Annotated in this window: 24 protein-coding genes and 1 riboswitch; of the genes, 16 read left to right on the forward strand and 8 right to left on the reverse strand. The window is 58.0% G+C overall.

Going from position 1 to position 26,383, the window contains the following annotated elements:
- The first annotated feature begins 1 nt into the window (after position 1).
- Positions 2 to 910, forward strand: coding sequence for a LysR family transcriptional regulator (locus HX773_RS17405; RefSeq protein ID WP_176972570.1), 909 nt, complete (start codon positions 2 to 4; stop codon positions 908 to 910).
- 105 nt (positions 911 to 1,015) lie between these two features.
- On the opposite strand, the gene HX773_RS17410 is transcribed toward HX773_RS17405, so the two are convergent.
- Both HX773_RS17410 and HX773_RS17415 read right to left on the reverse strand, forming a co-directional pair.
- On the reverse strand, positions 1,016 to 2,368 hold the full coding sequence (locus tag HX773_RS17410) for an MFS transporter (RefSeq protein WP_176972571.1): 1,353 nt from the start codon (positions 2,366 to 2,368) through the stop codon (positions 1,016 to 1,018).
- 174 nt (positions 2,369 to 2,542) lie between these two features.
- A complete protein-coding gene (locus tag HX773_RS17415; RefSeq protein ID WP_176972572.1) occupies positions 2,543 to 3,445 on the reverse strand; it encodes a GntR family transcriptional regulator in 903 nt (300 codons plus the stop codon).
- Positions 3,446 to 3,580: 135 nt separating this feature from the next.
- On the opposite strand from HX773_RS17415, the gene HX773_RS17420 reads away from it, so the two are divergent.
- The 3 genes from HX773_RS17420 (at position 3,581) to HX773_RS17430 (ending at position 6,202) form a co-directional block, all read left to right on the forward strand.
- The gene (locus HX773_RS17420) at positions 3,581 to 4,609 is read left to right on the forward strand and encodes a zinc-binding alcohol dehydrogenase family protein (protein WP_176972573.1); all 1,029 of its coding nucleotides are present in this window, start codon (positions 3,581 to 3,583) and stop codon (positions 4,607 to 4,609) included.
- Positions 4,610 to 4,754: 145 nt separating this feature from the next.
- Positions 4,755 to 4,830: riboswitch (Fluoride riboswitch) on the forward strand.
- 90 nt (positions 4,831 to 4,920) lie between these two features.
- Entirely contained in the window at positions 4,921 to 5,298 is a 378-nt protein-coding gene (crcB, locus tag HX773_RS17425; RefSeq protein WP_176972574.1) for a fluoride efflux transporter CrcB, read from the forward strand.
- A gap of 106 nt (positions 5,299 to 5,404) precedes the next feature.
- The gene (locus HX773_RS17430; protein ID WP_176972575.1) at positions 5,405 to 6,202 is read left to right on the forward strand and encodes a sugar phosphate isomerase/epimerase; all 798 of its coding nucleotides are present in this window, start codon (positions 5,405 to 5,407) and stop codon (positions 6,200 to 6,202) included.
- Here the strand turns inward: HX773_RS17430 and HX773_RS17435 are convergent.
- The 3 genes from HX773_RS17435 to HX773_RS17445 all read right to left on the reverse strand — a co-directional run bounded on the left by HX773_RS17435 (position 6,199) and on the right by HX773_RS17445 (position 8,756).
- A complete protein-coding gene (locus tag HX773_RS17435) occupies positions 6,199 to 6,804 on the reverse strand; it encodes an alpha/beta hydrolase (protein WP_176972576.1) in 606 nt (201 codons plus the stop codon). The two genes, HX773_RS17430 and HX773_RS17435, sit on opposite strands and share 4 nt — an antisense overlap.
- Positions 6,805 to 6,815: 11 nt before the next feature.
- On the reverse strand, positions 6,816 to 7,757 hold the full coding sequence (locus HX773_RS17440; RefSeq protein WP_176972577.1) for a glutathione S-transferase family protein: 942 nt from the start codon (positions 7,755 to 7,757) through the stop codon (positions 6,816 to 6,818).
- 99 nt (positions 7,758 to 7,856) lie between these two features.
- On the reverse strand, positions 7,857 to 8,756 hold the full coding sequence (locus HX773_RS17445; RefSeq protein WP_176972578.1) for a LysR family transcriptional regulator: 900 nt from the start codon (positions 8,754 to 8,756) through the stop codon (positions 7,857 to 7,859).
- Positions 8,757 to 9,011: 255 nt separating this feature from the next.
- Here HX773_RS17445 and HX773_RS17450 point away from each other — a divergent pair, with 255 nt between their 5' ends.
- Positions 9,012 to 10,136 (forward strand): GNAT family N-acetyltransferase, encoded by a 1,125-nt coding sequence (locus HX773_RS17450; protein WP_176972579.1) that lies wholly within the window; start codon positions 9,012 to 9,014, stop codon positions 10,134 to 10,136.
- On the opposite strand, the gene HX773_RS17455 is transcribed toward HX773_RS17450, so the two are convergent.
- Positions 10,133 to 11,965, reverse strand: a complete 1,833-nt coding sequence (locus HX773_RS17455) for an ABC transporter ATP-binding protein (RefSeq protein WP_176972580.1) — start codon at positions 11,963 to 11,965, stop codon at positions 10,133 to 10,135. The genes HX773_RS17450 and HX773_RS17455 overlap by 4 nt on opposite strands.
- 64 nt (positions 11,966 to 12,029) lie before the next feature.
- Here HX773_RS17455 and HX773_RS17460 point away from each other — a divergent pair, with 64 nt between their 5' ends.
- Positions 12,030 to 12,524 (forward strand): GNAT family N-acetyltransferase, encoded by a 495-nt coding sequence (locus HX773_RS17460; protein WP_176972581.1) that lies wholly within the window; start codon positions 12,030 to 12,032, stop codon positions 12,522 to 12,524.
- A gap of 82 nt (positions 12,525 to 12,606) precedes the next feature.
- On the opposite strand, the gene HX773_RS17465 is transcribed toward HX773_RS17460, so the two are convergent.
- Positions 12,607 to 13,521: a sugar ABC transporter substrate-binding protein gene (locus HX773_RS17465; RefSeq protein WP_176972582.1), complete on the reverse strand. Its 915-nt coding sequence runs from the start codon at positions 13,519 to 13,521 to the stop codon at positions 12,607 to 12,609.
- Between the two features lie 412 nt (positions 13,522 to 13,933).
- Here HX773_RS17465 and HX773_RS17470 point away from each other — a divergent pair, with 412 nt between their 5' ends.
- The 10 genes from HX773_RS17470 (at position 13,934) to HX773_RS17515 (ending at position 25,323) form a co-directional block, all read left to right on the forward strand.
- Positions 13,934 to 15,325, forward strand: coding sequence for an MFS transporter (locus HX773_RS17470; protein ID WP_176972583.1), 1,392 nt, complete (start codon positions 13,934 to 13,936; stop codon positions 15,323 to 15,325).
- A 123-nt stretch (positions 15,326 to 15,448) separates the two neighbouring features.
- The gene (locus HX773_RS17475; RefSeq protein WP_176972584.1) at positions 15,449 to 15,757 is read left to right on the forward strand and encodes a type II toxin-antitoxin system RelE/ParE family toxin; all 309 of its coding nucleotides are present in this window, start codon (positions 15,449 to 15,451) and stop codon (positions 15,755 to 15,757) included.
- A 43-nt stretch (positions 15,758 to 15,800) separates the two neighbouring features.
- Entirely contained in the window at positions 15,801 to 16,133 is a 333-nt protein-coding gene (locus tag HX773_RS17480) for a HigA family addiction module antitoxin (protein ID WP_176972585.1), read from the forward strand.
- Between the two features lie 175 nt (positions 16,134 to 16,308).
- Positions 16,309 to 17,472, forward strand: a complete 1,164-nt coding sequence (locus HX773_RS17485; RefSeq protein ID WP_176972586.1) for an HD-GYP domain-containing protein — start codon at positions 16,309 to 16,311, stop codon at positions 17,470 to 17,472.
- A gap of 109 nt (positions 17,473 to 17,581) precedes the next feature.
- A complete protein-coding gene (kdpF, locus tag HX773_RS25805; protein WP_081113208.1) occupies positions 17,582 to 17,671 on the forward strand; it encodes a K(+)-transporting ATPase subunit F in 90 nt (29 codons plus the stop codon).
- A complete protein-coding gene (kdpA, locus tag HX773_RS17495) occupies positions 17,671 to 19,350 on the forward strand; it encodes a potassium-transporting ATPase subunit KdpA (RefSeq protein WP_061723482.1) in 1,680 nt (559 codons plus the stop codon). Before kdpF ends, kdpA begins: the two co-directional genes overlap by 1 nt.
- A 7-nt stretch (positions 19,351 to 19,357) precedes the next feature.
- The gene (gene kdpB, locus HX773_RS17500) at positions 19,358 to 21,406 is read left to right on the forward strand and encodes a potassium-transporting ATPase subunit KdpB (RefSeq protein ID WP_176972587.1); all 2,049 of its coding nucleotides are present in this window, start codon (positions 19,358 to 19,360) and stop codon (positions 21,404 to 21,406) included.
- Between the two features lie 11 nt (positions 21,407 to 21,417).
- On the forward strand, positions 21,418 to 21,990 hold the full coding sequence (kdpC, locus tag HX773_RS17505; protein WP_176972588.1) for a potassium-transporting ATPase subunit KdpC: 573 nt from the start codon (positions 21,418 to 21,420) through the stop codon (positions 21,988 to 21,990).
- Positions 21,991 to 22,086: 96 nt separating this feature from the next.
- The gene (kdpD, locus tag HX773_RS17510; RefSeq protein WP_176972589.1) at positions 22,087 to 24,759 is read left to right on the forward strand and encodes a two-component system sensor histidine kinase KdpD; all 2,673 of its coding nucleotides are present in this window, start codon (positions 22,087 to 22,089) and stop codon (positions 24,757 to 24,759) included.
- A gap of 54 nt (positions 24,760 to 24,813) precedes the next feature.
- Positions 24,814 to 25,323 carry a TIGR00645 family protein gene (locus HX773_RS17515; protein ID WP_061719796.1) on the forward strand — a complete coding sequence of 170 codons (510 nt, stop codon included), beginning with the start codon at positions 24,814 to 24,816 and terminating at the stop codon, positions 25,321 to 25,323.
- Between the two features lie 113 nt (positions 25,324 to 25,436).
- On the opposite strand, the gene HX773_RS17520 is transcribed toward HX773_RS17515, so the two are convergent.
- Entirely contained in the window at positions 25,437 to 26,369 is a 933-nt protein-coding gene (locus HX773_RS17520) for a LysR family transcriptional regulator (RefSeq protein ID WP_176972590.1), read from the reverse strand.
- Positions 26,370 to 26,383 lie beyond the last annotated feature (14 nt).

The following is a 26,383-nucleotide window of genomic DNA, read 5'->3' on the forward strand; positions in this document are numbered from 1 at the left end:
CATGCGGCTGCGGCATATTGAAGTGTTTCAGGCGATTGTGCAGACCGGCAGCATCAGTGCGGCGGCGCGTTTGCTGAATGTGTCGCAGCCGAATGTCAGCCGCGTGCTCAATCACGCCGAGCAGCAGCTTGGTTTTGCGCTGTTTGAGCGGCGCGCGCAGGGCATGGTGGTGACGGCAGAAGGGCGGCGCTTGCTGCCGGAAGTGGAAGATATCTATCAGCGTTTACAGGCGATTACCCAACTGACCGAGCAACTGCGGCGCGGCGAAGGGCAAACGGTGCGCGTCGGTGCTGCCCATGCGTTTGGTCAGATGGTGTTGGCACCCGCGCTGGTGAACTGGCGGCAACAGGCGGCGTCGGTCAGCGTAGAGCTGGTCACCGAGCACTTCAGCACCTTATGCCGTATGTTGATGGATAATCAGCTCGATTTCGCGCTGGTGTTTGGTCAGCAGGTGGATGCCGATTTACTGGCGGAACCGCTGTTTCAGTCGTCGATGGTGGCGTTGCTGCCGCGCGATCACACCCACAATGAGCCGGTGACGCTGGAGTGGCTGTGCGCCAACAACCTGCTGATGATGCAGAATCAGGATCCGCTCGGTCGGGTGCTGCACCGCGCGCTGCGCGATAAAGGGCTCAATCCGGCGGTATCGCTGTCGATCAAAACCTATTCGGTGATTGCCGATATGGTGCTGGCGGGCGGCGGCGTCGGGATTGTCGATCTGTTTACCGCGTGCCGTTATGCCGACCAGCTCAAGCTGTTGCCGGTCGCGCAGCCGCTACCGTTTGAAGTGATGTTAATCAGCCGCCGCGATCAGCCGCAGTCGCAATCGACGCTGCAGCTGAAACAGGTGATTCGCAATAAGCTGTGGGAAATCGCGCGTCAGTGTGAATCGCAGTTTTTCACCCTCTGAATCTGTAGCGGCGCAATTTATTGCGCATTGCTCGGATGGGCACGTTGCCGACATCGACATGCGCGATAAATCGCGCCGCTACGGTATGTGCGGCGCTATGCACGATCAAATCCCATCGGTAATCGGTTTACGCACCAACAGCAAATACGCCAGCGCACCCACCACCGTCACACCGGCGCAAATCATCAACGCCAGGCTAAACGACTTGGTGGTATCCAGCACCCAACCGGTGATCACCGGGGCGAACGAGGCGAACACAAAGCTGGCGAAGTTCTGGATGCTGCCGACCGAAGCCGTCATGCGCGCCGTGACGTTGGCGTGAATCAAACCCCAGCACGATGTACCGGCAAAGTGGATGCAGAACAGCGCCATGCCAATCATGGTCACCGCGCTGGTGGTGTCGGTGGCACGCGTTACGAAAGCGGTAAACGCGGCGGACAACAGCATGCCGCTGACGATAGAGACCTTACGCACCTTCACCGCATCATGACCACGACGCACCAGCGCATCGACCACATAACCGTTCAGCAGCATGCCCGCCGCGCCGAACAGGAACGGAATCGCTGCCAGTAAACCGGTGCTTTTCAGGTCAAGGTTATAAGTGGATTGCAGATAGCCCGGCAGCCACGCGATATACAGCCACGCGGTGTAGTTGATGCCGCTGAAGCCAATCATCATGCCCCACATGGTGCGCTGCTTGAACAGGCCGCGCCACTCGGCAAAACTCAGCGGCTCTTTGCGCGATGCCACGCTGCCCGCCTGCAGATAGTGAATCTCTTCTCCGCTCAGTTTGTTGTTATCGCGATCGCGGTACATCAGATACCAGCCGATAGCGAGGAACATGCCGAGCACGCCGATGGTGACAAACATGCCGCGCCAGCCCATCACCATCATCATCGCGGCCAGAATCGGTGGCGCAATCGACAATCCAATCATCGAGGCAGCGTTAAACATGCCCATCGGCATACCGCGATCTTTGATGTTGAACCAGTCGTTGATCACCTTCACGCCGCACGGGTTCATCGGCGCTTCGCCAATACCCAAACCGATACGCACCAAAATAAATTGGGTGAAGTTATGCACCAAACCGGCGGCGGCCTGGAACAGCGACCAGAAGAACATGCCAATCGCCAGCATGATGCGCGGCCCTTTGCGATCGAGCAGCGCACCGCACGGCAGCTGCGCTAAGCCGTACGCCAGCGAGAAGGCCGATAGCAGCACGCCAATTTCGGTCGCGGATAAACCCAGTTCTCCCCGGATGGTCATATTGGCGACCGACAGCGAACTGCGGTCGAGATAGTTGATCATGGCGGCGAACAGCAGCAGCAACATGGCGGTAATCTGGATCTTTCTGATGCGCGGCGAGCGCACCACGTCACTGCGTGCCGGGATAAAATCTTGCCCGTCAGCAGCCGGTTGTGGCGCGTTTTCGCGGCCACGAGCCGAAGTATTTTCCATTGCGACCTCCCGGATCTGGGTACTTATCGTTATGCGTTTGTGTGGGATCCTGCGGCAGCAAAACGGTGCTGCCCCAACGGATTGACTTCGAGACTAGAAGCATTCAGATCGGGATGTTGCGGAGATGTTTCAGATTCGTGCGGGAGCTAATGCTTTGTGGTTTTTAATCGGTTTTTAATTGTACTGACGGATAGACCGGATCATCGATGTTTTGGCGGTGCCGAGATGATTGTGCAGAGCGCACAAAGCATCCACATCCTGACGGCTAATCAGCGCTGTCAGAATGGCCATATGCTCCTCCAGCGCCACGATGTTGCGCTGCTTAAGATCGGTTTCATCCCATTGATAATGCGAGTGAAAAATCACCGAAATAATCTCCAGCGACTGATTAAAAAAAGGATTGTTAGCGGCGGAGAGAATCAGCGTGTGCATCTCTTTATCCAGCGCGGCGAAGTGGCGGTAATTGCTGGCGATGGTATCGCGCATTGAACGATGGCGATCCAGCAGGTCGCGCGCCTGCATCCAGCGCTCATCCTGCGAGGGCAGGTTGAGAAAACGGGTCAGTGCGTGGGTTTCCAGCATTTCGCGCAGCTCAAACAGGTTCTCGGCATACTTCTGATCGAACTTCTTCATGCGCCACTGACCGCGTTTCACCGGTTCCAGCAGGTCATAACGCATAAAGCGCAGCAGAAATTCGCGTACCACAATCGGACTGACCTTTACCTGCTGCGCGAGCTGCAGCTCACTAAAGGTATCGCCCGGCATCAGCTGGCGCTGATTAATCAGGTTGAAAAAGGTCTGCTCAAACTGCAGCGCCTGCTGATCAATCGGCGGCGTCAGGGCGTTAAAACCATCTTCTTCGCTGGGATCGCGCACGATAACGTAGGTTTCATCCACCTTTTCCAGTACGCCGCGCTCATGCAGATGCTGCAAGGTATGGCGCACCGTGGTGCGACTGATGTTGAACATTTCGGCCAGCGCCGCCTGCGGTGGCAACGGCGAACGGATATGACGTTTGGCAATGCCTTCCAGCATCTGGTTAATCACGTTCTGACGTAGGTTCTGGCTGCGGCTCATACGCGTCTCCGGTTTTTTATCTATTAAAAACCATACAAAGCCCAAAAAAAGCGGTTGGCTTCACACTTCCCCCAACGCAAAACGCTGCCATCGGCGATTTTCGCCATAACTGCGACAACAGCACAGGAGAAGCCAATGACAACGATGAAAACGCTGGTGGTCGCCGAGCCGCGCCAGATGGTGTGGCAGCAGCGCGCGAAGCCGACGCCCGCCGCTAATGAAGTTCTGATTAAACCGATCGCCGCCGGCATTTGTGGCACCGATATCCACGCCTGGGCCGGTAATCAGCCGTTCTTCAGCTATCCACGCGTGTTGGGGCATGAGCTGTGTGGCGAAGTGGTGGAACTCGGCAGCCAGGCCAGCGGCTTCAGGGTGGGCCAGCGCGTGGCGCTGATTCCCTATGTTGCCTGCCAGCAGTGCGATGCCTGTTTAAGTGGCAAAACCAACTGCTGCGAAAAAATCTCGGTGATTGGGGTGCATCAGGATGGCGGTTTCTGTGAATTCCTCAGCGTGCCGACTAGCAATTTGCTGGCGGTGGATGAGGTTGATCCCGAAGCCGCCGCGCTGATTGAGCCCTTCGCCATCAGCGCGCATGCAGTACGGCGTGCGGCCGTTACGGCGGATGAGCAGGTTTTGGTGGTGGGCGCAGGTCCGATTGGCCTTGGCGTGGCCGCGATTGCGGCGGCGGCGGGAGCGAAGGTGGTGGTGGCCGACACCAGCGAGCAGCGCCGCGCGCACGTAGCGCAAAAACTGGGTTTGGCGACGGTGAATCCCTTAGAAGCCGATTTTGAGGCGCAGTTGCGGGCGGAGTTTGGTGGACGTTTGGCGGCCAAAGTGATCGATGCCACTGGCAGCCCAGCGGCGATGAACGGCGCGGTGAAACTGATTCGTCATGGCGGCACCATCGTGTTTGTCGGCCTGCACAAAGGCGATCTGGTGATCCCGGATATCGAGTTCCACAAAAAAGAAACCACGCTGCTGGGCAGCCGCAACGCCACGCTGGAAGATTTCGCTAAAGTAGGCGAACTGATGGCGAACGGGCAGCTTCGTGCCGACATGATGCTCAATCGCCATTATGATTTTTCGACCCTGGCAGAGCGCTTTGAAGCGGATGTGATTAATAACCGGGAGCTGATTAAAGGCGTGATTCACTTCGAGCGGTAATATTGGCACAAACCGTAGCGGCGCAATTTATTGCGCAAAGATGGGTTGGTACTGTGCTTTCATTGATGCGCGCGATAAATCGCGCCGCTACAACATTGTGCCTCTTTCACCATATTGTCTGCATTGCTAAGCCAGCGTATTATCTCCCGCCTAAGGTGATGGCGTGCCACCTTCCCCAACCGCCGTTCTGGTCACAGACGGCTGATGACGCCTGACAACACTCGTATCCCTGCGCGGGAGTCGGCGGTGTGTCAGGTATCATTCTGTCCTGCCGCGGCCCTGCGCGTTATTCATTTCAGGAGCTCCAAACTATGTTGAAGTCGTTACTGGCGGTTGTCCTGGGCGGTGCGGTGGGTTGTACGCTGCGCTGGCTGATTTCGGTGCGCTATAACGCGCTGTTCCCCAACTTGCCGCCCGGAACCTTAATGGTCAATTTGATTGGCGGTTTCATTATTGGCGGCGCGATGGCGTGGCTGATGAAGAACCCACAACTCGATCCAGCGTGGAAATTGCTGATTATTACCGGTTTTTGCGGCGGATTGACCACCTTCTCGGCCTTTTCGGCGGAAATTATGGTGATGCTACAATCAGGTAAATATGTGTGGGCGATGTCGAGCGTGCTGGTACACGTAGTGGGATCGGTGTTGATGACCTTCGCCGGTTTTGCCGCGGTCAACCTGCTGGGATAACCATCGCGCTTGAAATAACGACTAAGAGGTAGATACTGATCGCCATTCTGCGCGCGTGACGCGCAGAATTTGTCACCGATTATCCGGACGATTAAGGAGCTGTGTCATGCGTTGTAACCCCAAATTCCTTAACCTGGTGTTGTTAAACGGTGAACCTGAGGAGAAGCTGCGTGCCGCACGCGCCGCCGGTTTCGATCAGGTTGAGATCTGGCGCGACGATGTGCAAGCCAGTACGCCACAGTTAGCAAAGCAGTTGCAGCTTGGCTTCACCAATGTGCAGGTGCTGCGCGATTTCACCGGTGCGCCGGATCGCGACCGCCAGCAAAAACGCGAAGAGCTGCGTCAGTTCATTCAGATTGCCCAAACCATCGGCTGCGACACCATTCAGGCACCGGCCAGCACGCGTGAAGATTGTGTGGCGGCGCGCATTGACGAAGATTTGCGTTGGATGGCGTCGGAAGCCGCGCGCTACAACATGCGCATCATGTATGAGCCGATGGCGTGGTGCAGCGTAGATAACACGCTGCCGCTGGCGTGGGAACGGCTGCAACGGCTGGACCAGCCGAATATCGGTTTGGTGGTCGATCTGTTCCACATTTGCGCGTTAGGCGGCGATGCATCCCAGCTGGATGGTATTCCCGCCGACCGTATCTACGAAGTGCAACTGTGCGATATGGCCGAAATGCCGCCGCAGGATAAGCAGCCGCTCAGCGAGTATGCGCGTCATCAGCGCCTGTTGCCGGGCGACGGCATCATCGAAGTGGAACGCTTTGTCGATAAGCTGAAAAGTGCCGGTTACAGCGGGCCTGTCGGCATTGAAGTGTTCAACGATAAGTTGAAGGCGCAGCCAGCAGACGTGGCTGCGCAAAAAGCGTGGCAGGCGTTAACTCGTTACTGGCCTTAATCCTGCAAACATTGCGCAATGAAACCGGCGGCATCCATCGCACCCTGCGATGAAATGGTGTGGCCGGTTGCCGCTTCATAGCGCGCTTCCACCGTCACGCCAGCCTGTTGCAAGCGCTGCTCCGCCGATGCGCTTTCGCTAAACGGAATCACCTCATCGGCTTTGCCGTGAATCAGCAGCGCAGGTGTATACGGCTGCGGCGTCAACGCGCCGTCAAACGCCAGACGGCCGGAAAAGGCCACCACGCCAGCCAGCGGATAACGGCCCGACGCCAGCGCATCTAACGCCATGATCGAACCCTGCGAAAAGCCCACCAGAATCACTTTGTCCCACGCATCGGCCATGCCGTGTTGCGCCATCAGCTGTTGCAGCCGGTCATCAAAGGCAGCACGCGCATCACGCACGCGCGCCGGGCGGTTTTCGGGTGTGATGCCGGTCAGGCTAAACCACTGATATCCCATCGCATGTTCAAAAGGATAGGGCGCATTCGGCGAGGCAAACGCCACATCCGGCAGCAGGCGCGCCCAATGTTCGCCGAGCACCGCGAGGTCGTCGCCGTTGCTGCCGACGCCATGTAAAAAAATCACTAATGCTTTTGCCATCGCACTGCTCCTTATAAACCGTAGGCCGCCATATCCGGGCCAACCGGCACAATGCCGTTGGGATTCAGCGCTTTAATCGAATAATAGCCCTGCTTGATATGATCGATATTCACCGTCTGACGCACGCCAGAGACCGACAGCATACTCTTCAGATAACGATCGAGCAGCGGATAGTCGCGCAGGCGGCGCAGGTTGCATTTAAACAGGCCGTGATAGGCGGCGTCAAAGCGCACCAGCGTGACGAACAGGCGGATATCCGCTTCGGTTAACCGCTCACCGAGCAGGAAAGTGCGGCCATCCTGCAAACGCAGCTCCAGCTCATCCAGCTGGCTGAACACATCGTTAAACGCCTGCTGATAACTCACCTGCGTGGTGGCAAAACCGGTGCGATAGACGCCGTTATTCAGGCGCGGATAGATCGATTCGTTCAGCGCGTCGATCTCTGCGCGCAGATCCTCGGGATAAAGATCGATGCGATCGTCCGCCAGCGCGCCAAAGCCGCTGTTCAGCATGCGCAGGATATCGGCCGACTCGTTATTGACGATGGTTTGCGTCTTTTTGTCCCACAGCACCGGTACGGTAGCGCGGCCGGTGAAATCGGCATCGGCGCGGGTATAAAGCTCGTGAAGGTATTCGGCTTTATTCAGCCAGTCGCGATCCGCGCCAGGATAATCACCGAAGTGCCAGCCTTGCGCGCCGAGCTGCGGCTCAACCACCGACACGCTGATCACCTTCTCCAGCCCTTTCAGACTGCGCGCCAGCAGCGTGCGCGAGGCCCACGGACAAATCAGCGCCACATAGAGGTGATAACGATCCGGCTCGGCAGCGAATGCGCTGGAGCCATCTACGCTAATCCAGTGACGAAAACTGGATGTCTGGCGCACAAATCCGCCTTGTTGATCGGTGGCTTGCACCGGATGCCACTCTGCACTCCACTTACCGTTTACCAGCATCGTCTTCTCTCCTCTACGTTGATGGAGTGAGCATACAGCGCTGCTGGTTGGGTGATAATCCGGGCAAAATGGCTTTCATTGCTTCCAAATTGGAAGGAATCAGCCGGGCGGATGGTGCTGGAAATGGGCGGCGAGGAAATCAATCAGCAGCCGGGTTTTCTGCGCCAGATGACGCGCCGGCGGATAGAGTGCGAACAGGCCCATGGGCGGCGTGGCAAACTCCTCTAATATCGAGACGATTTCACCGCGCTGCAGAGCGGGCGCGGCAATAAACCCCGGCAGCCGCGCAATGCCTAGTCCGGCGATCGCCGCCTGCAAACAGGCTTCGGTATTGGAGAAACAGAGACGACCACGAATCGGCATGCTAACGCTGTCGCCGCACGGCGTCACGAACGGCCAATGCCAGGGATCGCGGAAGTTGGTATCGCTGATGCACTGATGTGCCGCCAAATCGCGCCAGTGCTGCGGCGTGCCGTGTTGCAGCAGATAACCGGAAGACGCGGCCACGCGAATCGGCACATCGCCGAGGCGGCGCGCAATCAGGCTGCTGTCGTCGAGTTTGCCGATGCGGATCGCCATATCAAAGCCTTCATCGACGATGTTAACTGCACGATCGGAGAAGTTCACGTCGAGTTCTATCTGCGGATAATGACGCGCGAACTCCACCAGCACGCTGGCCAGCACCGCCGTACCGAAGGTGCCGGGCGCGCTGATTTTCAGGCGACCGGTCGGCGTGGTGGCGCTGTCGCGCACGGTGGCATCCAGCGTATCAAAGGCTTCGAGTAGCGTTTTAACCCGCTCGTAATAGGCGCGACCGACTTCGGTGGGCGAGAGCGCGCGCGTGCTGCGTTTAAACAACTGCACGCCAAGTTCCTGCTCCAGCCGGGAGACCAGCTTCGACGCCTGGCCGCTGCTGGTGCCGAGGCGTTCGGCAGCACCGGCGAAGCTGCCCACTTCCAGCACGGCGACAAACATGCGGTCACAATCGAGTCGATCCATGAAAATTCCAGCTGACGAGAAAAATCGTAGGGTGCGGCCTGCGGGCCGCCCGTGTCAAATTCTGCGCGGTGCATTAATGGACAAGGTCGCCATGAATGGCGACCCTACAAAACCGCGCCAATCTGTCGTAGGGTCGCCATTTAAGGCGACCGTCTGGTCAAATCTCCTGAATACACATTCAGTGCGCTGCACCTTTTCCCACGCGGGAAAACCTGTTGAACTAGGCGCTCGCTTTCACCTGGCCGGGAGCCGTGAATGTCTTTGCTACATCTGTCGTCGCTGGCGGAGATCTCCGCCGTCGAATGGGATGCGCTGTTACCTGACGATCAACCGTTTTTACGCCATGCCTTTCTCTTGTCACTCGAAGAGAGCGGCAGCGTGCGGCCCGAAAACGGCTGGCAGCCCGATCACCTGCTGTGGCGCGAAAACGGCACGCTGCGTGCGGCGCTGCCAGGCTATCGCAAACGCCATTCGCGCGGTGAATATGTGTTTGACCATGCGTGGGCGGATGCCTGTCAGCGCGCCGGTATTCCTTACTATCCGAAATGGCTGGGCGCGATTCCGTTCAGTCCGGTGACCGGCGCACGTCTGCTGGGCGATGAAGACGCGGTGCTGAAATTGCTCAGCGCGCTGCCGGATAACCTCTACCAACAGGGTCTGAGCGGCGCGCACATCAACTTCACCACGCCGTTCGCCAACCACATCATGCAGCAACAGCCAGACTGGCTGGAACGCCTCGGTTTGCAGTATCACTGGCACAATAAAGGCTACCGCGATTTCCAGGATTTCCTCGACACGCTGATGTCGCGCAAACGCAAGCAGCTGCGCAAGGAGCGTGAGCAGGTGATGAGCAGCGGTTTTGACTTCAGCTGGTATCGCGGCGATGAGCTGCGCGAAGATCAGTGGGATTTCGTTTACACCTGTTACGCCAACACCTACGCGGTGCGCGGCCAGCGTCCGTATCTGACACGCCACTTCTTTAGCCTGCTGGCGGAGCGCATGCCGCGTTCGATTCGCGTGGTGATTTCCACGCTGCAAGGCCAACCGGCGGCGATGGCGTTCTGCTTAATGGACGGCAACACGCTGTATGGCCGCTATTGGGGCTGTCTGGCGGAGTTTGATCGTCTGCATTTCGAAACCTGCTTCTATCAGGGCATGGATTTCGCTATCGCGGAAGGTTTGCAGCGTTTTGATGCGGGCGCGCAGGGCGAGCATAAGCTGGTGCGCGGCTTTGAGCCGCACATCACGCACTCGTGGCACTATCTGTGTCATCCCGGTTTGCGCGATGCGGTAGCGGATTTTCTGCTGCAGGAACGGGAAGGCGTGCGCGGCTGGGCGATTGAAGCGCGCGACGCCTTACCGTATCGGCGTGGAGATTAATCCGCGCCGACAAAACCGCCGGTCTGATGCTGCCACAGGCGCGCGTAAAGTCCGCCGTGCGCCAGCAGTTCGCGGTGGTTGCCCATCTCGACAATCTCACCTTTCTCCAGCACCACCAGACGATCCATTTTGGCGATAGTGGAGAGACGGTGGGCGATAGCAATCACCGTTTTGCCCTGCATCAGCGTTTCCAGGCTCTCCTGAATCGCTGCTTCCACCTCGGAATCCAGCGCCGAGGTGGCTTCATCCATGATCAGAATCGGCGCATCTTTCAGCAGCACACGCGCGATGGCGATACGCTGACGCTGACCGCCCGACAGCTTCACGCCGCGCTCGCCCACGTGCGCATCCAGGCCGGTGCGGCCTTGCGGATCGGAGAGCAGTGGAATGAACTCGTCAGCACGCGCGCGGATAATCGCCGCCTGCAACTCCTCTTCCGTCGCGTCCGGACGACCATACAGCAGGTTTTCGCGAATTGAGCGGTGCAGCAGCGACGTGTCCTGCGTGATCATACCGATTTGCCCGCGCAGACTCTCTTGCGTCACTTCAGCGATGTTCTGATCGTCAATCACAATGCGGCCGCTGTTGATGTCATACAGCCGCAGCAGCAGATTCACTAAGGTGGATTTACCGGCGCCGGACGGGCCAATCAAACCGATCTTCTCGCCCGGCTTGATGTTGAGGTTGAGGCGATTAATCACCTGACGACTGCCGCCGTAATCAAATCGCACATCCTCAAAGCGAATCTGACCTTTGGTCACCTGCATGTTTTTCGCATTAGGTTCATCCTGCACGCTCAGCGGCTGCGCGATGGTGTTCAGGCCATCCTGCACCATGCCGATGTTCTCGAAGATGCCGTTCACCACCCACATGATCCAGCCGGACATGTTCACCAGACGGATCACCAAACCGGTCGCCAGCGCAATCGCGCCGACGCTGATCAGCGACTGGCTCCACAGCCACAGCGCCAGGCCGGAGGTGCTGACAATCAGCAAGCCATTCAGCGTAGAGAGCGTGATATCCATGGTGGTGACCATGCGGCTAGCGTGCTGGGTTTTATCGGTTTGCTCCTGAATCGCCTCGCGTGCGTAACGCTTCTCCAGATCGTTATGCGAGAACAGTTTGATGGTGGCGATGTTGGTGTAGCCGTCGACGATGGTGCCCATCAGTTTCGAGCGCGCTTCCGATGACACCACCGAACGCTGTTTGACGCGCGGCACGAAGAAGCTCAGCGACACGCTGTACGCCACAATCCAGATCACCAACGGAATCATCAAGCGCCAGTCGGCTTCGGCGAACAGCACCAGCGAAGTCACCGCGTAAATCACTACGTGCCAGATGGCGTCCACCAGCTGTACCGCCGAATCACGCAGCGAGTTACCGGTTTGCATGATGCGCTGGGCGATGCGTCCGGCAAAATCGTTCTGGAAGAAATTCAGGCTCTGGCGCAGCACGTAGTTATGATGCTGCCAGCGGATCATGCTGGTCATGCTCGGGTTAATGCTTTGATGCACCAGCATATCGTGCGCGGCGATCACCAGCGGCCGCAGAATCAGCGCGACAAAACCCATCCACAGCAGCGTCGGCCAGTTATCGCTGAACAGCGAGGCGGGCGTCGAGTGATTGACCAGGTCAATAATGCGGCTGAGATAGCTGAACAGCGCCACTTCGATCAGCGCCTGCGCCAGCCCGACAATCAGCAGCGCGACAAAGCTCGGCCACACCTGACGCAGATAGTAGAAGTAGAACGGCCAGACGCTGGCAGGCGGGGAATCGGTTGGCGCATCCTGGAAAATATTGATAAAACGTTCAAAACGGCGATACAACATAGAGTCACTCTTGCCAAATAGGTGAGAGTTAACAGCTTAGTGCAAGTGAAAAGGGATTACCGACATGGATTTACACATTCGCGGTCGTGAGCCGGGCGATGCCGCCGCCTACCAACGCCTTTACAGCCATTCTGAAGTCTATCGCTGGACCACGCAGCTGCCGTGCCCGAGCATCGCGACCTGGCAGAAAAAATTCGAAAAGATGGATGAGCTGGGATATATCAGCTTTGTTGCGGAGATCGATGGCGCGATGGTCGGCGAGCTCACGCTGTTTGTCGAGCAGCGTCCGCGCACGCGCCACAGCATCAGTTTTGGTATCGGCGTCGATCCGGCGTTTGGCGGGCGCGGCATTGGCGAAAAGCTGATCCGTAACGCGATGGATTACGCCTTTAACTGGCTCGGCATTATGCGCATCGAGCTGGAAGTGTTCCACGATAACGAACGCGCGCTGCGCCTGTATCAAAAGCTGGGCTTTGAGCGCGAAGGCGTGAAGCGCAAAGCCTGCCTGCGCGACGGCGAGTATCACGATATCGTGCAGATGGCACAGTTACGAAATTGATTATTTTTGCGCAATAAATTGCGCCGCTACGGAATTGTGCATGCAATCGTAGCGGCGCGATTCATCGCGCGAGGTTGACCTTTTACTGACTCTTTTCAACGTACTTCTGCATATTCTCTTTGGTCACCAGCTCGAACGGGATCCACACGTGTGAATCGACTTTCTCGCCTTTGATCAGCTTCTGCGCCACATCTACCGACGTTTTGCCCTGGCCGACCGCATCCTGGAACACCGTGACCTGAATTTTGTCCTGCGACAGCGCCTTCAGGCCGTCTGGCGTGGCATCAATGCCGCCAATCAGCACCTTTTTATTGCTTTTAGCCAGCGCCATCGCCGCGCCAATCGCCATCTCATCGTTGTTCGCCGCAACGATATCAATCGCTTCATCGTTGCCCAACCAGTTATTCATCAAATCCATGCCTTCATTGCGCGCGTAGTTGGCGGGCTGTTTCTGCACCACTTTCATGCCGGGATATTTCGCCACCACTTGCTCAACGTCTTTGGTGCGTTGCAGCGCACCGGCGTCGGTCAGGTTACCGATCATGATCGCCACATTGCCTTTGTAGTTAGCCATTTTCGCCAGCGCTTCCATCTGCAAGGTGCCGGATTCACGCTCGTCGGAGCCGACAAACACCACGCCGGCCGGCAGCGATTTATCGCCCGGCGTGCGGTTAACGTACACCAGCGGAATTTTTGCCTGCTGCGCCAGCTTGGTGAGCTGCGGCGTGCTGGCGGAATCGACCGGATCGACGATGATCGCATCCACGCCCGCACCGATAAAGCTCTGTACCTGATCGGTTTGCCGCCCGACGTCACCGCGTGCATCTTCAAACTGAATATCGAGTCCGCGCGCTTTGGCTTCTTTATCAATCGACTGGCGAATAATGGTGAGGAAGTTTTGATCAAAGTAGGCCATCGACACGCCAATTTTTTCCGCCAGCGCCGAGGCTGACGTTGAGATCAGACCGAGCAACACAATCGCCTTGAGGGTTTTCATCGCAGACTCCAGAGTAAGCTTGTTATTAGAATGAATATTTCATCGAGTTTAAAAATGGCTCAATGAAATCATTTTCAGCCTACGAGCCCACCACGCGGCTGACAATCAGCAAGGTTGGATTTTGCAGCTAAGCGCACACTTTGCTCTCGGGTGCCTCTTTCCTTCGCGCGCTCATAGTTGCGTTGCGAAGGATTTTCTTAGAGCTGGCGCACATTGCGGTGCAATAGCCTGCTGATTTTTAAGGTTCTGTGCAGCACCGCACCTCACTTTGTGTCAGCGGCTAAATCTGGCGCTATTTTGCCCCGTCGATTCCGCCATTCGCACAATGACCGTGCGTGAAACCGCTTCCTATAGTTGCTGAACAGGGAAATTAAGCGCTATTCCGGCATGTTTCATTTGAGGAATTCAGCCCATGCAAAAAGCCAAAAATCGGCCACACAACAGCCACGTACGCATCGGGATCCTTTGCCTGATCCTGTTTCTTTCCGTGGTGGCGTATGCCGACCGCTCGATCCTGTCGATCTCAGGATCGGCGATCAAAGATGAGTTTGGACTTTCGGCGATCCAGCTTGGCTTGATCCTCTCGGCGTTTAGCTGGGCTTACGTGATCGGCCAGATCCCCGGCGGCCTGTTTCTCGATCGCTTCGGCACCAAAAAAGTCTATGGCGTGACGCTGGCGCTGTGGTCGATCTCCACGCTGCTGATGGGCTTTGTCGGCGAGTTCTCCAGCGGGATGACCATGGCGCTCACGCTGATGTTTGCGCTGCGTTTCGCGCTAGGCCTGATTGAAGCCCCGAGTTTTCCCGCCAATGCGCGCGCGGTGATCATGTGGTTCCCCAGCGCCGAACGCGGCCGCGCCTCTTCACTCTTTGCCTCGGCGCAATATTTTGCCGTCGCCATCTTCTCGCCGCTTTCCGGCTGGCTGGTGTCGCGCTTCGGCTGGGAATGGCCGTTCTTTGTGCTGGGCGGCATTGGCGTGCTGGCGGTTTTTGTCTGGATGGGCTTTATGCGTAGCCCGCGCCATCATCCGCAGGTCTCGGAAAATGAGCTGCGCTACATCGAGCAGGGCGGCGCGCTGGTCGATATCGATTCGGCGCAAACGCTTAAAGCGCGTCCGCCGTTGAGCAAAGCGATGTTCAAAAAGCTGCTCAGCAACCGCATGCTGTGGTGCGCCTATATCGGCCAATACTGCATCATCGCGCTCAGCTACTTCTTTATCACCTGGTTCCCCATTTATCTGGTGCAGGCGCGCGGCATGAATATTCTTGATGCCGGTTTTGCCACCATCGCACCGGCGGTATTTGGTTTCCTCGGCGGCATCAGCGGCGGCTACATCTCCGACAAACTGCTGGCAAGCGGCTGGAGTTTATCCTGGGCGCGTAAAACGCCATATATCGTCGGCATGCTGATGGCGGCTTCGCTGGTTCTGGCGGCGGTAATCCCCAGCAACGTCGGCATTATTGCCATCATGTCGTTCGCCTTCTTTGGCAAAGGCGTGGCGGCGGGCGCCGGAACCTGGACGATTGTCAGCGATACCGCACCGAAAGAAGCGGTTGGCCTGGCGGGCGCGATTTTTAACGGCATCGGCAATATGGCGGGTTTTATCACGCCGCTGCTGTTCGGCATCATCGTCGGCTTAACCGGCAGCTACAGCATCGGGCTGGTGTTTGTCGGCGCGCACTGCGTGGTCGCCGCTTTGCTGTTCCTGCTGGTGATGGGACCGATTGAACGTGTTGGTGAGGAGCAAAATTCCGCAGCCTCTTACGAAAAGCAGGAGAAGGAGCACGACATTAAAGCGGTTTAATACTTGGATCATATTTTTTTGGAATCCCGATCTGAAATTCGTTATGATGTTAAATATTGCACTTGAGCACAGTGCGTGAGTGCAATAAATTGCCTGCCATGTTTACATCAGGTGTGGCGGCAGATGAAGGGTTCAATTCACAGTTTCAGGGATGATTGGCTGCGATTATTTTTTGTTTATGCAACGCCGCATAAGCATATCCCGGCCATGATTGAGTCCGCATTGGCACGCAAGCTCGACATCATTCATGCCGCAACATCGCATCATGATTTGCGTTCACCACCGGGTAACCGCTTTGAGGCCTTAAGACCTCCGCTGTTGGGTTATTATTCAATCCGGATAAATGAGCAGTATCGACTCATTTTTCAATGGGTTAATGGCGAGGCCAGAGATCTCTATCTTGACCCACACACTTATCGTAAACACCGTTAGCAGCCACTTATGGCCCAGTGCTAACTGTTAAAGAGAAGCAATAATGAAACAGGCGATGCGTAAACCGACCAGCGTTGGCGATGTTCTGCAGTACGAGTTCCTCGAGCCGCTTAACCTCAAAGTGAATGACCTGGCAGAGATGTTGAATGTGCACCGCAACACCGTCAGTGCATTGGTGAATAACAACCGTAAACTGACCACCGAAATGGCGTACCGGCTAGCAGCCGTTTTCGAAACATCAGTCGATTTGTGGCTGAATCTTCAGCGCCATCTGGATCTGTGGGAAGTGGAAAACGATGCCAGAACACAGGAAGAGTTGAGCAGGGTAACGCCGTTAAGTGTCTTTCTGGCGCAACGTTCGGCGGCAGTAGCCTAAAGCCAGGTCGCCATAAATGGCGACCCTACAATGCCGTAGGCGCACAGCATCCGTAGGGTGCGCATTTATGCGCACCTATTGCGCAAACCTCACCGATCGCACAAATCCACTCTGAAGATTTTTTGCTCAGCTGCCGATACCTCCTTACCACCCACTGATATTAAGGAGCGATATCGTGATAAAGCTGATTAACGTTGACGAATTGCAGCAGGGAATGTTTATCCACAAACTGGAGGTTTGGTGGGTCAAAGATAAGCGCATTCGCAACCAAATGCTGATCACTGATAAACGCCAGATCGCGATGATCCGCAATGAGGGGATCCTGCAGTTATGGATCGATCTCGACAAATCGGTTCAGGCACCCGTCACGCCTGAGCCGAAAAAAGATATTCCTAAAACCCCGTTTTTCCAGGAGATGGATCAGGCGCAAAGCATCTTCAATCAGGGGAAACCGCAGGTGCTGGCGATGTTTAACGAGGCGCGCATGGGGCAAGGCCTCGACCTCGATTACATGCTTGATCTGGTCGATCAAATTGCCGGTTCGATCACCCGCGAACCCACGGCGCTGCTGAGCGTGGCGCGCCTGAAGAATCACGACGATTACACTTATCTGCACTCGATGGCGGTGTGCGGCCTGATGATTTCGCTCGGCAAAAAAATGGGCCTCGATGAGCATCAGCTGCGCCGCGTTGGTATGGGCGGTTTGCTGCATGATGTGGGTAAAGCCGCGGTGCCGCTGGAGATTCTCAACAAACCTGGCAAGCTCAGCGACGAAGAGTTCACCGTGATGCGTCAGCATCCGATTGTGGGCGCGCAGATGCTGATGGAAGCCAATGCCGGTGAAGATCTGCTGGATATCGCGCTGCATCACCATGAAAAGTACGATGGCAACGGTTATCCGCACGGTCTGAAAGGTGAGGAGATCTCACTGTATGCACGCATGGCATCGGTGTGCGACGTCTATGATGCCGTCACCTCGAATCGTCCTTATCGTAAAGGCTGGACGCCTGCCGAAGCGATGCACAATATGTTGAGCTGGCGTGGCCACTTCGATAACACGCTGCTGCACGCTTTCGTGCGCACTATCGGTATTTATCCGGTGGGATCGCTGGTGCGACTGGCTTCCGGGCGCGTGGCGCTGGTGGTGCAGGCCGGCGAAAAATCGCTGCTCAAGCCCAAAGTGCATGTCTTCTGGTCGCTGCACGCACAGCGCGAAGTAAAACCGGAAGAGCTCGATCTCGGCGACAGCTTCTGCACCGACAGCATCACCGGCGCAGAAGACAGCGGCTTATGGCAGAACATCGATCTGAACCGCATCTGGGCGTTAGAAAGCGCTTAATTCTTCACCATTTTTATACTTTATTTACGCCTGCTTCCCGCCTTTTTACCTCTTCTTTATGCCGCGCCGCGCATGCTTGCAGCACTACCAAAATCCTCTGGAGGTTGCTGTGAGCGTGGGCGTGATAGCCGGCATCGTGCTGGTGTTTGTTCTTCTGGGCTACCTGATTTATGCCCTGCTTAATGCGGAGGCATTCTGATGGCGGCGAATGCATTCATGCTAATTGCGGTGTTTCTGCTGGTACTGATGGTGCTGGCACAACCGCTGGGACGTTATCTCGCCCTGTTTGTGGCTGACAAGCCGCTGCTGCCGCGCACCGAACGCGCGCTGTGGCGTCTGGCCGGTGCCGACGGCGACGCCATGCGCTGGCCGCACTATCTGCTGGCGATTCTGCTGTTTAACGCGCTGGGTTTTGCCTTGCTGCTGCTGATGTTGATGACGCAGGCCGCGCTGCCGCTGAACCCGCAGCATCTGCCTAATCTCAGCTGGGATCTGGCGCTCAATACCGCCATCAGCTTCGTCACCAACACCAACTGGCAATCCTACGCCGGGGAAAGCACGCTGAGCTATTTCAGTCAGATGGCGGGCCTCACGGTGCAGAACTTCCTGTCGGCGGCGACTGGTATCGCCGTGGCGTTTGCGCTGATTCGTGGTTTTGCCAACCGTTCGCTGGATACGCTCGGCAACGCATGGCGCGACCTGACGCGCATTACTGTTTACGTGCTGCTGCCGATCAGCCTGGTTATCGCGCTGTTCTTCATCAGCCAGGGCAGCATTCAAACCTTCGAACCGTACCATGCGCTCACCACGCTGGAAGGCGCGCAGCAGACGCTGCCGCTCGGTCCGGTGGCGTCGCAGGAAGCGATCAAAATGCTCGGCACCAACGGCGGCGGTTTCTTCAACGTCAACTCGGCACATCCGTTCGAAAACCCAACGGCGCTGACCAACTTCGTGCAGATGCTGAGCATCTTCCTGATCCCGGCGGCGCTCTGTTTCACCTTTGGTCAGCATCTGGGCGATCGTCGTCAGGGCCACATGCTGCTGTGGGCGATGACCATCATGTTCGTGCTGGCGGTGATCACCGTGATGTGGGCCGAACTGCGCGGTAATCCGCACTTCCTCGCGCTCGGCGCGGACAGCGCCATCAACATGGAAGGCAAGGAGACGCGCTTCGGCATTCTCAACTCCAGCTTGTTTGCGGTGATCACCACGGCGGCGTCGTGCGGTGCGGTCAACGCCATGCATGACTCCTTCACTGCGCTCGGCGGCATGGTGCCGATGTGGTTGATGCAGCTGGGTGAAGTGGTGTTCGGCGGCGTCGGTGCGGGCCTGTACGGCATGCTGCTGTTCGTGCTGCTCGGCGTGTTTATCGCCGGGTTGATGATCGGTCGCACGCCAGAATACATGGGCAAAAAAATCGACGTGTGGGAGATGAAGATGACCGCGCTGGCGATTCTGGTGACGCCAACGCTGGTGCTGCTCGGCACCGCGCTGGCGATGATGACCGACGCCGGTCGCGCCGGTATGGCCAATCCCGGCATTCATGGCTTCAGCGAAGTGCTATATGCGGTGTCATCGGCATCCAATAACAACGGCAGCGCCTTTGCCGGACTGAGCGCCAACACGCCGTTCTGGAACCTGCTGCTGGGCTTCTGCATGTTGGTGGGCCGTTTCGGCATCATCATTCCGGTGCTGGCGATTGCCGGTTCGCTGGCGGCGAAGAAAATTCAGCCGGTGGGCAACGGTACGCTGCCAACGCACGGCCCGCTGTTTATCGCGCTGCTGATTGGCACCGTCTTGCTGGTGGGCGCATTGACGTTCATCCCCGCGCTGGCATTGGGCCCGGTCGCGGAACATCTGCAACTTATTCAGGGATAACGGAATCATGAGTCGTCAACAACTGGCGCTGTTTGATGCGGCGCTAACCCGCGTTGCCATGCTGGATGCGCTGAAAAAACTCGATCCACGCGTGCAGTTCCGCAACCCGGTGATGTTTTTGGTGTGGATCGGCAGCGTGCTGACCTCGGTATTGGCGGTGGGCATGGTCAGCGGCGCGCTCAGCGGTAACGCGGGCTTTACCGCCGGCGTTGCCATCTGGCTGTGGTTCACCGTGCTGTTCGCTAACTTCGCCGAAGCGCTGGCGGAAGGGCGCAGCAAGGCGCAGGCCAACAGCCTGAAAGGCATCAGCAAAACCAGCGATGCGAAAAAACTGGCCGAAGCGCGCTACGGCGCAGCCTGGCACAACGTGGCGGCCGATACGCTGCGCAAAGGCGATGTGGTGCTGGTGGAAGCCGGTGACATCATCCCGTGCGACGGCGAAGTGCTGGAGGGCGGCGCATCGGTGGATGAGAGCGCCATCACCGGTGAATCCGCGCCGGTTATTCGTGAATCGGGCGGTGACTTCTCGTCAGTCACCGGCGGTACGCGCATTCTTTCCGACTGGCTGGTGATTCAGTGCAGCGTCAATCCGGGTGAAACTTTCCTCGACCGCATGATTGCGATGGTGGAAGGCGCGAAACGCCGTAAAACGCCGAACGAAGTGGCGCTGACCATTCTGCTGGTATCGCTGACGATTGTGTTCCTGCTGGCGACCGTCACGCTGTGGCCGTTCTCGGCGTATGGCGGCACGCCGGTCAGCATCACGGTGCTGGTGGCGCTGCTGGTGTGTTTGATCCCGACCACCATCGGCGGCCTGCTGTCGGCCATCGGTGTGGCGGGCATGAGCCGCATGCTGGGCGCGAACGTTATCGCCACCAGCGGCCGCGCGGTGGAAGCGGCGGGCGACGTCGATGTGCTGATGCTGGATAAAACCGGCACCATCACGCTCGGCAACCGTCAGGCGACGCAGTTCCTGCCTGCGCCGGGCGTCAGCGAACAGCAACTGGCCGATGCGGCGCAGCTGGCGTCGCTGGCCGATGAAACGCCGGAAGGGCGCAGCATCGTGGTGCTGGCGAAGCAGAAATTTAATCTGCGTGAGCGTGACTTGAGCAGCATGGGCGCGAGCTTCATTCCGTTCTCGGCGCAAACGCGCATGAGCGGCGTGAACGTGCAGGATCGTCTGATCCGTAAAGGTGCGGTCGATGCGGTTCGTCGCCACATCGAAGCCAATCATGGCCGCTTCCCGTTAGAAGTGAATGCCGCCGTCGAAGAAGTGGCACGCGCTGGCGGCACGCCGCTGGTGGTGGCCGAAGGCGCGCAGGTACTGGGCGTGGTGGCGCTGAAAGATATCGTCAAAGGCGGCATCAAAGAGCGCTTTGCCGAGCTGCGCAAGATGGGCATCAAAACGGTGATGATCACCGGCGATAACCCGTTAACCGCGGCGGCGATCGCGGCGGAAGCGGGCGTCGATGACTTCCTGTCGGAAGCGACGCCGGAAGCCAAGCTGGCGCTGATTCGCCAGTATCAGGCCGAAGGGCGTTTAGTGGCGATGACCGGCGACGGCACCAACGACGCACCGGCGCTGGCGCAGGCCGACGTGGCGGTGGCGATGAACTCGGGAACCCAGGCGGCGAAAGAGGCCGGCAACATGGTCGATCTCGACTCGAATCCGACCAAGCTGCTGGAAGTGGTGCACATCGGCAAACAGATGCTGATGACGCGCGGTTCGCTTACCACCTTCAGTATCGCCAACGACGTGGCGAAGTATTTCGCCATTATTCCGGCCGCGTTTGCCGCCACCTATCCGCAGCTCAACATGCTCAACGTGATGGGGCTGCATTCGCCGAACTCGGCGATTTTGTCAGCGGTGATTTTTAACGCGCTGGTGATTGTGTTCCTGATTCCGCTGGCGCTGAAAGGCGTGAGTTATCGTCCGCTGAGCGCGGCGGCACTGCTGCGTCGCAACCTGTGGATTTACGGTGCGGGCGGATTAGTGGTGCCGTTTATTGGTATTAAAGCCATCGACCTGCTGCTGACGCTGCTTGGTCTGGCTTAAGGAGAAGAGAAATGAGTCAGTTACGTCCGGCTATTGTATTGTTAATAGTACTTACGCTGCTCACCGGCGCGGTCTATCCGCTGCTCACCACTGGTCTGGCGCAATGGTGGTTCCCATCGCAGGCCAACGGTTCGCTGATTGAGCAGGATGGCGCGGTACGCGGTTCCGAGCAGATTGGGCAAACGTTTAATCAGCCGGGCCATTTTTGGGGCCGACCTTCCGCTACCGGCGATGCGCCTTATAATGCGTTGGCCTCCAGCGGCAGCAATCTGGCAGGCAGCAATCCGGCGCTGGACAAAGCGGTAGCGGAACGCGTCGCCGCGCTGCGTGCGGCTAATCCGCAAGCCCCCAAAGCGGTGCCAGTGGAGTTAGTTACCGCATCGGCGAGCGGATTAGATCCGGATATTTCGCCAGAAGCCGCGTTGTGGCAGGCACCGCGCATCGCTGCCGCGCGCAATATGACGCTAAAAGATGTTGAGGCGCTGATTGTGCGCCACACCGAGCGCCCGCTGTTGCCGTTTGTTGGCGAAGAGACGGTAAACGTGCTGCGCCTGAATCTGGCGCTGGATGATTTGCAAGGATAAACACATCGCGCAATGAATTGCGCCGCTACGGTATATGCACGCAATCGTAGCGGCGCGATTTATCGCGCTGTTTTTACGATGGACGATGGACGATCGATGAACGACGAAATTGCCCGCCCCGATCCCGATGCGCTGCTGCTGAACCACAGCGACAGCCATCGCGGTAAGCTGAAAATCTACTTTGGCGCCTGTGCGGGCGTGGGAAAAACTTTCGCCATGCTGCAGGAGGCGCAGCGCCTGCGGGTGCAAGGTCTCGACGTGTTAGCCGGCGTGGTAGAAACCCACGATCGTGAAGAGACCGCCGCGCTGCTCAACGGGCTGGCGCTGTTGCCACGTCGTACCACCGGCCGTTCGCGCCATGCCGAATTTGATCTCGATGCCGCGCTGGCGCGCCATCCGGCGGTGATTCTGATGGATGAACTGGCGCACACCAACGTGCAAGGTTCGCGTCATCCCAAGCGCTGGCAGGACATTGAAGAGCTACTCGAAGCGGGCATTGACGTCATCACCACCGTTAACGTCCAGCATCTGGAAAGCCTGAATGATGTGGTCGGCGGCGTCACCGGCATTCAGGTGCGTGAAACCGTGCCCGATCCCTTCTTTGATAGCGCCGACGAAGTGGTGCTGGTGGATCTGCCGCCGGACGATCTGCGTCAGCGGCTGAAAGAGGGCAAAGTCTACGTCGGCGACCGCGCCGAACGCGCCATCGAAAACTTCTTCCGTAAAGGCAATCTGTTCGCGCTGCGCGAGCTGGCGCTGCGTCGTACCGCCGATCGCGTCGATGACCAGATGCGTGCCTGGCGCGATCGGCAAGGCAGAGAAAAGGTCTGGCACACGCGTGATGCCATTCTGCTGTGCATCGGCGACGATACCGGCAGCGAAAAGCTGGTACGCACCGCCGCGCGTTTAGCGGCGCGGCTCGGCAGCGAATGGCACGCGGTGTATGTCGAAACGCCGCGCCTCAATCGGCTGCCAGAAGCGCGCCGTCGCGCCATTTTGCGCACGCTGCAGCTGGCGCAGGAACTCGGCGCTGAAACCGCCACGCTCTCCGATCCCGACGAAGCGCGCGCGGTGCTGCGCTACGCGCGCGAGCACAATCTCGGCAAAATCGTGACCGGCCGTCAGCCGCAACGCGGCTTCTGGCGCGACAGCTTTGCCCAGCGCCTCGGCGAACTCGGCCCGGATCTCGATTTATTGGTGGTGGCGCTGGATGAACCGGTGCGCGATGCGCCGCATCCGCTCAGCGGCCAGCGCGCCAGCAGCGAAAAATGGCGGCTCTATCTGCGCGGCTGTTTGATGGCGCTGCTGCTGTGTATTTTGGTCACCGGCGTTGGCCGCTGGCTGCTGGTGGCGTTTGATCCCGCCAACAGCGTAATGATTTATCTGCTGGCGGTGGTGCTGGTGGCGCTGCGCTATGGCCGCTGGCCGTCGGTGTTCGCCACAGTGATCAACATCATCGCGTTCGACCTGTTTTTTGTCGCGCCTACCGGCACCGTTGCGGTGTCGGATTTGCAGTATCTGGTGACCTTCGCGGTGATGCTGGCGGTGGGCGTGATTGTCGGGAATCTGACGGCGGGCGTGCGCTATCAGGCCAAAGTGGCGCGCTATCGTGAACAGCGCGCGCGGCATCTGTATGAGATGGCGAAAGCGCTCGGCAGCGATTTGACGCCACAGGATATCGCCACCACCAGCCAGCGCATCATCGATGTCACCCTGCAGGCGCGCAGTTTGCTGCTGCTGCCGGATGAGCAGGGCGAGCTGCAAACCGTGGGTGATACCGCGATTGGAACGCCGCCGGATCTGGCTATCGCCAAATGGAGTTACAGCAAAGGCCAGCCGGCGGGCGCGGGCACCGATACCTTGCCGGCGGTGCCGTACCAGATTCTGCCGCTGAAAAGCGGCAATCACTGTCGCGGCTTGCTGGTGGTGGAACCGGAAAACCTGCGTCAGCTGATGATCCCCGAGCAGCAGCGTTTACTGGAAACCTTCACCGTATTGATTGCTAACGCGCTGGAACGCATGGCGCTATCGCACAGTGAGGCGGCGTCGCGGCTGGCCGCCGAACGCGAGCAGCTGCGCAATGCGCTGCTGTCGGCGCTGTCGCACGACCTGCGCACGCCGCTGACGGTGCTGTTTGGTCAGGCGGAGATGCTGATGCTCGATCTCGCCAGCGAAGAGTCGAAGTACGTCGGCCAGGCCAATCAGATTCGTGAACAGACGCTGAGCACCATCCGGCTGGTGAGCAACATGCTGGATATGGCGCGCATTCAGTCCGGTGGACTCAACCTACGCGAAGAGTGGGTGGCGCTGGATGAGGTGATTGGCGGCGCGTTAAGCAGCATGGGCCCGTCGCTGAAGGGCCATGAATTTATCCTCGATTTGCCAGAAATGGTGCTGATCAAAGGCGACAGCGCCATGCTGGAGCGCGTGTTTACCAATCTGATCGAGAACAGCCTGAAATATGCCGGCAACGCCGCGCAGCACGGGATTCGTGCCTGGCGCGATCGCGATCGGCTGGAGATTGCGGTGTGGGACAGCGGGCCCGGCATCGCGCCGGAGAACCTCACGCGTATTTTTGACAAGTTTGCGCGCGGCGATAAAGAGTCGGCGGTGCCGGGCGTCGGCTTGGGATTGGCGATCGGCAAAACCATTATCGAATCTCATCGCGGGCGCATCTGGGCGGAGAATCGGCCGGAAGGCGGCGCGGTGTTCCGTTTGTCATTGCCGCTGCCCGCCGCGCCAGAAATTTCTGAAGAAGGGCTGAAATAACTTCACATAAGTTCGGTTATACTCGCCCACTTGTCGGTTGATTAATGGGAACTTATGGAACGTTTTATCGAAAACCTGATGTATTCGTCGCGCTGGTTGCTGGCTCCGGTTTACATGGGACTTTCGTTGGGCCTGCTGGCGCTGACCATCAAATTCTTCCAGGAAATTTTTCACCTGTTGCCGCATGTCTTCACCATCGCGGAGAACGATTTGATTCTGCTGCTGTTGTCGCTGGTGGATATGACGCTGGTCGGCGGTTTGCTGGTGATGGTGATGCTCTCAGGTTACGAGAACTTTGTCTCCAAGCTGGATATTGATGAGCACAGAGAGAAGCTGAGCTGGCTCGGTAAAATGGACTCAGGCTCGTTGAAAAACAAAGTGGCGGCCTCGATTGTGGCAATTTCGTCGATTCACCTGCTGCGTATATTTATGGACGCGCGCAACATCGAGAACGATAAGCTGATGTGGTACGTGATTATTCACCTGACGTTTGTGCTGTCGGCCTTTGTGATGGGCTGGCTGGATAATATGTCGAAGGGGGATAAGAAAGCGGTGAAGATGTAGTTTGTGCGCGCTGGACCTCACCCCAGCCCTCTCCCGCAAGCGGGCGAGGGGGCTGACCGTGCTACCATCGGTTCCCTCTCCCTTTGGGAGAGGGTTAGGGTGAGGGAAAACCGCTACCGCGTCGCCGGCTGCGCTCCCGCTAACTTCGGCATCACTTCCCGAATCATGGCGAAAAACTTCTGTAACCGCGCCGGATAATAGCTGGCCCACGGATAAGTCAGCCACACCGGCAGCGGCGGCGCTTGCCACTCCGGCAGCAGCTGAATCAAATCCCCTTTGGCTAAATCCTCCTGCACCACCCACGACGACACCACCGCCGCGCCCATCCCGGCAACGGCGGCTTTGCGCACCGCGTACAAACTGTCGCTGGCGAGGCGCGGGGCAATCGCCAGATTCACCGGCTGACCATCGCTAATACGCTGCAGGGCGATTTCGTTGCGATAAAAACTGGTCAGCGCCAGCCACGGCAGGTTGGTGAGCTGCGAGACCTCCTCAACCGGCGGATGCGCCGCCAGCAGCGACGGTGCCGCCACCACAAAGCGCGGCACTTCCGCCAATAACACCGCTACGATGGAGGCATCGCTGGGCGCACCCACCTGAATCGCACAGTCGATGTTTTCGCTGATAAAGTCCGGCGTGCGGTCATTCAGCGTCCACTCCACGTTCAAGCGGGGGTAGCGATGCAGATAATCAATCAGCGGTTCAATCAGCTGATCCTGACCAAAGGCATGCGGCGCCCGCACGCGCAGGGTGCCAATCGGGTCGTCGCTGGCGCCGGTGAGATCATCCTCCAGCGCGTGCCAGGTCGCCACCAGCTGACGCGCCTGCGCATAACAGCGTTCGCCATCGTCGGTGAGTTTCAGCGCATGCGTGGTGCGCAAAATCAGTTTGAGACCGAGCCGTTGCTCAAGCGCCTGCAGTCGACGGCTGATGGTGGGCTGCGTGGTGCCGAGCTGGGCGGCGGCGGCTGAAAGCGATCCGCTCTCGACGATGCGAATAAAGGTCTGCATCAGTTCGATGCGATCAAGGCTGGATGGGTTGTTCATACGCACCACGCATA

It is taken from the genome of Pantoea sp. B9002, from assembly GCF_013385945.1.
Classification (GTDB): Bacteria; Pseudomonadota; Gammaproteobacteria; order Enterobacterales; family Enterobacteriaceae; genus Pantoea.